The 6,869-nt window shown below is 46.0% G+C and carries 4 protein-coding genes; all 4 read right to left on the bottom strand.

Features of this window, described 5'->3' with window-relative positions:
* Window positions 1-27: 27 nt before the first annotated feature.
* Window positions 28-2,013, bottom strand: coding sequence for a nitrate ABC transporter ATP-binding protein (locus RMO79_RS24140; protein WP_310485825.1), 1,986 nt, complete (start codon window positions 2,011-2,013; stop codon window positions 28-30).
* A gap of 270 nt (window positions 2,014-2,283) precedes the next feature.
* Window positions 2,284-3,129, bottom strand: a complete 846-nt coding sequence (gene ntrB, locus RMO79_RS24135) for a nitrate ABC transporter permease (protein WP_310485824.1) — start codon at window positions 3,127-3,129, stop codon at window positions 2,284-2,286.
* Window positions 3,130-3,285: 156 nt separating this feature from the next.
* A complete protein-coding gene (locus RMO79_RS24130) occupies window positions 3,286-4,614 on the bottom strand; it encodes a CmpA/NrtA family ABC transporter substrate-binding protein (RefSeq protein WP_310485823.1) in 1,329 nt (442 codons plus the stop codon).
* 596 nt (window positions 4,615-5,210) lie between these two features.
* Window positions 5,211-6,740 carry a ferredoxin--nitrite reductase gene (locus RMO79_RS24125; protein WP_310485822.1) on the bottom strand — a complete coding sequence of 510 codons (1,530 nt, stop codon included), beginning with the start codon at window positions 6,738-6,740 and terminating at the stop codon, window positions 5,211-5,213.
* Window positions 6,741-6,869 lie beyond the last annotated feature (129 nt).

Below are 6,869 nucleotides of genomic sequence, written 5' to 3'. Positions count from 1 at the left end.
CCCCGTCCCCCCGTCTCCCCGTCTCCATCACACATCTAACTCGATGTTTCTCACATCTAACTCCCGGTGAATCGGCTGATTTCTGAGATAATTGAGCGGTTCGTCGGGGTTAAACACCTGCCCGTCGAAGAGTTGGAAGGGGTCGCGATCGGGTTCGATGCCGATGTAGCCTAGTTCTTGGCACGCGGTGAGGAAATGGTCTACCCGCCGGACTCTGGAGAGGATTTCGATGTGATTTTTGGGGAAGGGGGTAATGTTCCACCGGGCGAGTTGGGTGAGAATCCAGAGTCCTTCGACGCGGCGGGGACAGTTGGCATTTTCAACGTGGAATTGATGGTAGCGGGGGAGGATTTCGGGGAGGGTATCACCACCCCTATCGAATGGCCCGATTAAGCCGGGTTGGATGTATTCGGGGGCGATATTGAGGTGTGTGGACATGAGGGCGAGCATTTCTTTGCGGTGGCGGGGTTCGTCGCAGTATTCGCAGGCTTCGAGGATGGCGCGGACGATCGCGCTGTGGGTATTGGGGTGCTGTTGTACCCAACTTTCGGTAAATCCGAGGATTTTTTCGGGGTTCCCCGCCCAAATATCGAGGTCGGTGGCAATGACGAAGCCAATCTGTTCCTTGATGGCTTGGGTATTCCAAGGTTCGCCGACGCAGAAGCCGTCTATTTCTCCCGCTCTGAGTCGCTCGACCATTGCTGGGGGTGGGATGACGACAAGGTTAATGTCGGTGTCGGGGTCGATGCCAGCGGATGCCAGCCAGTACCGCAGCATTAAGTTATGCATGGAGCATTCGTGAACGATGCCGAGGGTGAGTTTGTGCTCGATGGTGGCGGTGCTGATGGCGGCTTTGAGGTTTTGGAGGGTGCGAACGCCGCGATCGTACAGTTGGGTACTGAGGGTAATGGCGTTGCCATTGCGGGACAGGACGAGCGGGACGGATATGGGGGTGGATGGCTTGCCATTCATGCCCAGAGTGAGGGCTAGGGGCATCCCTGCGACCATTTGGGCGGCGTGGAGTTCCCCGCCGACGATGTGGTCGGCGATCGCGTCCCAGCTCGTCTCCTGGCAAAGGTTGACGGTTTCGATCCCGTATTTGGCAAAGAAGCCTTTTTCTTTGGCGATAATCAGCGGTGCCGCGTCGGTGAGGGGGATGTAGCCGATATTGACGGTGGTTTGTTCGAGTTTTTTGGTTTGGGGGACGATGGTGGTAGATTTGGCAGCTTGGCGTTGTTTGACACGTTTTTGCTGGTTGAGGAAGTCGATTAGTTCGCTCCGCATTGTGTAGTAGTCGGGGTGTTTGACTACTTCCATCCGCTGGCGGGGACGGGGTAAATTGACGGTGAGAATTTGCCCGATTTGCGATTCGGGGCCATTGGTGAGCATGACGATCCGATCGGATAATAGTAATGCTTCATCTACGTCGTGTGTCACCATGACGGCGGTAACGCGGCTTTCTTCGCAGATGTGCATTAATTGTTCTTGCAAGCCGCCACGGGTGAGGGCATCGAGGGCACCGAAGGGTTCGTCTAATAGTAAGAGTTTAGGACGAATGGCGAGAGCGCGGGCGATCGCGACGCGCTGTTTCATCCCGCCAGAAAGTTGTCCGGGACGTTTTTGAGCCGCATGTGTCAAGCCGACTAATTCGATATGATGTTCGATGATACTTTTACGTTCGCCTTTTGGTTGTTTGCTATAAATTTCATCGACGGCTAGGGCAATATTTTCGCGGACTGATAGCCAGGGTAAGAGCGAATAATTTTGAAATACTACCATCCGATCGGGGCCGGGTTCGGTAATTTCTCGTCCTTCTAAAATTACACCGCCTGCTGTAGCTCGATCGAGTCCGGCTATCATATTTAATAGGGTCGATTTCCCACAACCGGAGTGTCCGATTAAGGATATAAATTCACCTTGCTCGATCTGTAATTCGATGTTTTTTAGGGCGACATATCTACCCCCATTAGCCAGAGGAAATACTTTATCTACGTGGTCGATTTGAACAAACATAGTTTAGTGAATAGTAAATAGAGAATTATTATTTGTTTTTATATTTTCCAAAAATCCGTAGGGGCGGGTTTGCGGCGCGCGCTCGTCGGGTTTCCCGATGGTTTAGCGCGACAAGACAATGTCTTTAATATCGATTCCACCAGCAACCTCATTCAAACCCGCCCAACCCAACTAGCCAACAAAAAACGGCTACTCAATTATTTTAGATATCGATCGTGCCAGCAACCTCATTCAAACCCGCCCGATCTCACTAATAATTTATAAATGCTACTACTTTTGGTCTTCAGCCACGATTTTAGTAGCGACAAATGCAATCGATCGATCCAGCAGAAAGCCCACAATTCCCACATAAATCAGGGCAAGAATAATCCGATCGAGATAGGCGTTATTGTAAGATTCCCAGATAAAGAACCCAATGCCCACATCGCTTCTGAGCATTTCTGCTGCGACGATCGCCAACCAGGATAAACCGATACCGATCCGTAATCCGGTAAAAATGTAAGGTAATGATGCTGGTAATAAAATTTTAAAAAAGTAAGCTTTATTAGATAATTTTAATACTCTTTTTACATTAATATAATCTTGAGGAATTTGTTGAACGCCGACGGTAGTATTAATTAAGATCGGCCAAACGGCAGTAATAAAAATCACAAATATTGCAGCTAGTCCATTATCTTTAAGAGCGGCTAGGGCAATCGGCAACCATGCCAAAGGGGGAATCGTTCTTAATACCTGAAACATCGGATCTAGCGATCGATAAACCAGCTTATTCGAGCCGATGAGAATTCCAAATCCTACGCCGATAATTGCCGATAAACTAAATCCAATAAATACACGTTGGAGACTCGCCCATACTTGTAAAGCCAAACCTTTAGAGTTACCACCATTATCAAAAAATGGATTGATAATAAATGGATCCCAGGCACCTTGAATAACTTGAATTGGCCCTGGTAATCCTTCAGAACCTGGCGGACAAAGTATTTGCCAGATTGCCAAAGCGACTAGCAAAGCAACTAATGGCGGAATAATTCCTCTGGCTTGCTTCACTATCCAAGCGTTAGCATTTTTGCCACCTTGGCGATTTTTGGTGACTTGCCGACTACTGCTTACTGCCATAATTCTCCTGGTAATTGGTAATAACTGAGCCTAGTCTCAGCATGACTGATGAGACTAGACGAAGCTGATGATGATAAGATCGGACTAGTGTTTTTATTGTCGAAGCCTTAAATTAGCGTCAGACAGTCATACTCGCGTATTCGTGCTGGTGTTAATTTAGGCTTTCTTAATCTTGAGAGCTTTGAGATATTCTTCAGGCTTCGCCGGATCGAATTTAACCCCATCAAAGAAGGTTTCTATCCCCCGTGAAGTAGTCGTGGGAATTTGGGCGGCATCAACTTTAAGAGCTGTGGCTGCTGCTTTCCATAAGTCTTCACGATTGACTTTTTTAACCAACTCTTTAGCTTTAACAAAATCAGTCGGAATATTGCCCCAGCGCATGTTTTCTGTTAAGAACCATAAGTCGTGACTTTGATAGGGATAAGAACTATTATCTGCCCAGAATTTCATGGAGTTGGGATAATTAGCTTCGGTTCTGCCATCGCCATAATCGATTTTGCCCTGAATCCTACCCAGAATATCTGTAACAGGAACATCAAACCATTTAGGACTAGAAATTATTTTAGCCATCTCCTCTTTATTTTCGGCTTTATCGCACCACTGTTGGGCTTCTTGAACTGCCATCAGGATGGCTTTAGTTGCTTTGGGGTTTTTATCTACCCAATCAGCACGCATCGCGAAAGCTTTTTCGGGATGATCTTTCCAAAGTTCGCCAGTTACTAAAGCGGTATAGCCCAGCTTTTGATTTACTAACCTAGCATTCCAAGGTTCGCCGACGCAAAAGGCTTCCATACTAGCTGTTTTCATGTTCGATACCATCTGTGGTGGTGGTACTGGCACGATGGAAACATCTTTAGCCGGATCGACACCATTGGCTGCTAGCCAGTAACGCATCCATAAATCGTGAGTACCGCCAGGGAAAGTTACGGCTACTTTTAGATCTGTTTTACCGCCAGTTTTCGCTTTAGCTAGAATCTCTTTAAAACCAGCTCCTTTGAGTTGAATTTTGGCATCTTTATATGTATTGGCAACTGAAATTGCCTGCCCATTGGTATTCAATCTTGCCAAAATGTACATCGGTATTGGCTGTTTGGTTTTGGTCATCCCCATCGTCATAAAATAGGGCATGGGCGAAAGAATGTGCGCCCCATCGATACCGCCACCTGTAGAACCAGTTTCTAAATTATCGCGCGTAACAGGCCAAGAAGTTTGCTTGAGTACTTCGACATCTTTCATGCCATATTTAGCAAATAAACCTTTCTCTTTAGCGATAATTAATGGCGCAGAATCAGTCAGCGGAATGAATCCTAATTTGGCAGTGGTAACTTCGGGTGCATCTCCCGCTGCAATGGTAGTTGTCGATGTTGTTGTAGTAGTCGAACCTTTTTCACCTTCGGCTTTGTTACTACAAGCATTTGTAAAAATACTCGCCGTGGCGGTAATGCCCGCCGTCAGCATGAACTTTCTGCGCGAAAATTGACTCATATATTTCTCGATCTCTCCTCGTATTTAGGGCACTAAATTTAATCACTGCCATTTGCTTATCTATATTGTCGTTTTTTAAGCGATCGAAAACTGTTAGTTTTGTTACCAATTTGCAATAAAATATTGACAAATATTGAATTTTAGAGTCCTAAAATACGGAAATTAAAAACAGTATCGATCGCTACTATAAATCCTAATTTTTGTTTGTAAAAAGTTATGGTAATGATAGTTAAATTAAATATATAAAAGTTGGAGATTGCAGCGAATAAATAATAAGATCCCCGACTTCTTAAACTCGACTTTGGCCATTTACGATTTGAGTGGGTTTGCACAGCATCAGGGTTTGAGGCAATTGCCCCGATATTAAGCCGGAGGCTCTCTAAAAGATACTCCGGTCTAAATCGAAATCTAGGCTGTACAACCATTTGAGGCTAAAGCCTCAATTAGCCTCCGATCGAGTCCAGACAGCCCTTGGAGGCTTTAGCCTCAAATGGCCAAAGTCGAGTTAAATAAGTCGGGGATCTATTTCACTCTCATAAAAATAGGCTGTCAATTAAATGACAACCTAGATTCAAGATCGGAGCTAATTTAGCAGACTAAGATTTGGTCTTTGCGCTAAATTTTTCAACTAATAAATCAACTAAAACACCATCTAATTCTGACAGTGGGACTCCTTTCATGACTTTTTCACCGAGCTTGGCATCTTTACCTACGGTACCACCCATGAAGATATCGACAGCCTCGACGGTTTGACCGTCCTTGCGGATTTTGGCACCCATCAAACCGATATCGGCAACTTGAGGTTGACCGCAAGAATTGGGGCAACCAGTCCAATGAATCCGCACTGGTTTGGGAACATCAACTTTAGCCTCAACTAGATCGATAACCGATACAGCATATTGCTTGGTTTCAATCATGGCAAAGTTGCAAAACTTAGCACCCGTACACGAGACGACGGTGCGGGTTAAATTACCCGGACTTACCTGGAACTTTTGGAGAATTGGTTCGCTTAATAGGGTTGGTAATTTAGCATCGGTAACGTGGGGAATTATCGCATTTTGTTCGACAGTAACCCGTAATTCTCCAGTCCCATAAACTTCTGCCAATCTGGCTAATTCAAAGAAATCATTAGCTTTAAGATGACCGACGGGAATATGTAAGCCGACATAACTTAGTCCGGCTTGTTTCTGGGGATAAACACCGATATGGTCGCGTTTTTCCCATTCGATTTCATCTTTTGGTGCGGCGGTTAGTAGCGTTTTACCGTAGACGCGTTCTGACTCGGTGCGGAATTTTTCAATCCCCCATTCATCAATCAGAAACATTAACCGTGCTTTCATCCGATTGGCACGCAAACCGTTATCGCGGAACAACCGTAAGATACTCAAACTAAACTCGACAACTTCTTCAGGTGCCACCCAGACATTCATCGGCATCGCCGCATCGCACCGCTTACCCGAAAAGAAGCCGCCGACTAAAACATTAAACCCAAAAACATCATCTTTAAAAGCCGGAACGAAGGCGAGATCGTTAATTTCGGCATGAACCGAATTATCGCGACAACCCGCGATCGCAATGTTAAATTTGCGTGGTAAATTACTAAATTCAGGATTGCCCTCACCATTACTAATAATCCGATCTTGCAATTCCTGAATCATTTCGCGGGTATCGTACAATTCCCCCGCTTCGATGCCAGCTACAGGCGAACCCGTAATATTGCGAACGTTATCCATCGCCGACTGCATACTAGTCAGTCCGACTGCTGCCATCTTGCGGAAAATTTCGGGCAAATCCTCAATCCGAATCCCGCGCAACTGAATGCTCTGACGTGTAGTCAGATCCGCGCAACCTTCATCGCCATAGCGTTGGATGATATCGCCCAATACTCGCAACTGGTCGCTATTAATAATTCCACTCGGCACCCGCAGCCGCATCATAAATCGCCCAGGAGTGACGGGACGGAAAAATACACCCAACCACTTGAGCCGATGCTCTCTGTCGGTTTCATCCATCGCCTCCCAGCCAATCCGAGCAAATTCATCTAGCTCGGTTTTGACTGCAAGTCCGTCTTTTTCTGATTTGAGTCTTTCAAACTTATTTTGGGTGGCTGGGATGGCTGTTGTCATGGCTGGAATCCTGGCTAGCTTCAAGCTGCACTGATAGGAATTTTGTGAAAGTTCATCTCGTGTATCATAACTTAACGGTAACGACTCGATCGATTGGTATCAGTTGTTACAAATTGTTTATAAATATGC

It is taken from the genome of Chamaesiphon sp. VAR_48_metabat_403, assembly GCF_031422475.1.
GTDB lineage: Bacteria > Cyanobacteriota > Cyanobacteriia > Cyanobacteriales > Chamaesiphonaceae > Chamaesiphon.
The sequence above is the reverse complement of the archived record's forward strand: the minus strand, read 5'-3'. Positions and strand labels throughout refer to the sequence as shown.